We start from the raw sequence: 2,543 nt of genomic DNA on the forward strand, positions 1-2,543 counted from the left end.
TCGCTGCCGCTGGCGACCCGCAATCTGCCCATCGTGCTGGGGGAGTTGGGCCCCACCGCCGGAGTGATCGGCGCGGCCCGGCTCATCAGCGACCATCTGTTCTCACCCGCGTAACCGAACCTCTTCCGAGCCCGCGCAACCGACGCGTTACACGAGTCACCCCAGCACGTCCGTCTGCTTCGCCCTGCCCTGAAACCGGCCCGCACGCCCGCCAAGGGGAGCCCATGGCACCAGAACCATCGCTGCTCAGCATGTCCGGCATCACCAAGTCCTTCCCCGGTGTCCGGGCCCTCGACGGAGTCGACCTCGATGTCCAGGCCGGCGAGGTGCACTGTCTGCTCGGCCAGAACGGGGCCGGGAAGTCCACCCTCATCAAGGTCCTGGCCGGCGCCCACCAGCCCGACACCGGCACCATCCGCTGGCGCGGCGAGGACGTCACCCTGCGCTCGCCGATCGCCGCCATGCGTCTGGGCATCGCCACGATCTACCAGGAACTCGATCTGGTGGAGCACCTGTCTGTGGCCGAGAACGTCCACCTCGGCCATGAACCGACGGCCGCCGGTTTCGTCGTACGAAGGAAGACGGCGCGGACCTCAACCGGCCAGCTTCTCAAGCGACTCGGGCATCCCGAGATCGATCCCGGGCGTCTGGTCGGGGAGTTGTCGGCGGCGCAGCAACAGATCGTCTCGATGGCGCGGGCGCTCTCGCACGACGTACGGCTGATCGTGATGGACGAGCCGTCCGCCGCGCTCGACCCGGACGAGGTCGACAACCTCTTCCGGATCGTCGGCGACCTGACCGCCGACGGGGTCGCCGTCGTCTACATCTCGCACCGTCTTGAGGAGATCCGGCGCATCGGCGACCGGGTGACGGTCCTCAAGGACGGCCGGGCCGTGGCGGTGGGGCTGCCCGCGAAGACGACGCCCACGCGGGATGTCGTGGCGCTGATGACGGGCCGCAATGTCGAGTACGTCTTCCCCGAGCGGCCCGTGGGGGTGGTGGGTGGCACACCGGTGCTCCAGGTCCAAGGGCTGTCCCGTCTCGGCGAGTTCGAGCCACTGGATCTGGAGGTGCGGCCCGGTGAGATCGTCGGGCTCGCCGGACTGGTCGGCTCGGGGCGCTCGGAGATCCTGGAGACGATCTACGGGGCCCGGAAGCCCTCGGCCGGTCAAGTCCTCGTCGACGGGCGGGCCTTGCGGCCCGGCAGCGTGCGCGCCGCCGTCCGTGCCGGACTCGGGCTCGCCCCCGAGGAACGCAAGGCGCAGGCCCTGCTGATGCTGGAGTCCGTCACCCGCAATGTGTCGGTCTCCTCCATGTCCCGCTTCTCACGCGGCGGCTGGATCGACCGCGGTGCCGAACTGGGCGCCGCGCGCGCCGCCACCCGTGAGCTGTCGCTCAGGCCCGACAACCCCTCCGTGCCCGTGCGCACCCTGTCCGGCGGCAACCAGCAGAAGGCCGTCCTCGCCCGCTGGCTGCTGCGCGGCTGCCGGGTGCTGCTGCTCGACGAACCCACCCGCGGCGTCGACGTGGGCGCCCGCGCCGAGCTGTACGCGGTCGTCAGGCGCCTCGCCGACGAAGGCCTCGCCGTACTCCTCGTCTCCAGCGAGGTGCCCGAGGTGCTGGGCCTCGCCGACCGCGTCCTGGTGCTGCGCGAGGGGCGTGTCGTGCACACCGCGCCCGCCCGCGACCTCGACGAACACCGTGTCCTCGACCTCGTCATGGAAGGAAGCCCGGCGTCATGACGCAGCACGCGTCCCCACCGAGGGACGGCACCGGCAAGACCGCACCCGTGGCCGAACTCCCCGCCTGGCGGGGCATGATGGCCCGCGCCGACGTACGCACCCTCTCCCTGCTCGGGGTGCTCGCCGCGCTGATCGTCATCGGCGGCATCACCAAGCCCGACGAGTTCCTCGACACCCGCAACCTCCAACTCGTCCTCACCCAGGCCTCCGTCATCGGCGTCGTCACCGTCGGCATGACCTTCGTCATCACCTCCGGCGGCATCGACCTGTCGGTCGGCGCGATCGTCGCCCTGGCCTCGGTATGGGCGACCACGGTGGCGACCCAGGACTACGGATTCGGCGGCGTCCTGTTCACCTCGGTCCTCGTCGGCGTCGGCTGCGGCCTGGTCAACGGCCTGCTCATCGCGTACGGCGGGATGGTGCCGTTCATCGCGACGCTCGCCATGCTCGCCTCGGCGCGCGGTCTGGCGCTGCAGATCACCGACGGCAAGACGCAGATCGTCACCATTCCGAGCATCCTCGACCTCGGCGAGCGCGACGCCTACGTCCTCGGCATCCCGCCGCTCGTCATGGTCTTCGCCGTGGTCACGGTCATCGGCTGGCTGATCCTGAACCGCACCACCTTCGGTCGCCGCACGGTCGCCGTCGGCGGCAATTCCGAGGCCGCCCGGCTCGCCGGCATCGACGTCCGCCGCCAGCGCCTCTACCTCTACCTGCTGTCGGGACTGTGCTGCGGCATCGCCGCCTTCCTGCTGATCATCCTGTCCGGATCCTGTCGACGAGGTCGGCGAACTCGCTTGC

Annotated in this window: 3 protein-coding genes; all 3 read left to right on the forward strand. The window is 70.4% G+C overall.

Features of this window, described 5'->3' with window-relative positions; translation table 11 throughout:
• The coding region (locus tag H4N64_RS47115) for an ROK family transcriptional regulator (protein WP_418896344.1) at positions 1-114 on the forward strand (114 nt) is incomplete at its 5' end.
• Positions 115-224: 110 nt separating this feature from the next.
• The gene (locus H4N64_RS43980; RefSeq protein ID WP_186288232.1) at positions 225-1,742 is read left to right on the forward strand and encodes a sugar ABC transporter ATP-binding protein; all 1,518 of its coding nucleotides are present in this window, start codon (positions 225-227) and stop codon (positions 1,740-1,742) included.
• A partial coding sequence (locus H4N64_RS43985; RefSeq protein WP_186288233.1) for an ABC transporter permease occupies positions 1,739-2,543 on the forward strand: 805 nt, incomplete at its 3' end. The genes H4N64_RS43980 and H4N64_RS43985, both read left to right, overlap by 4 nt.

It is taken from the genome of Streptomyces cupreus (genome assembly GCF_014257025.1).
GTDB classification, from domain to species: Bacteria; Actinomycetota; Actinomycetes; order Streptomycetales; family Streptomycetaceae; genus Streptomyces; species Streptomyces cupreus.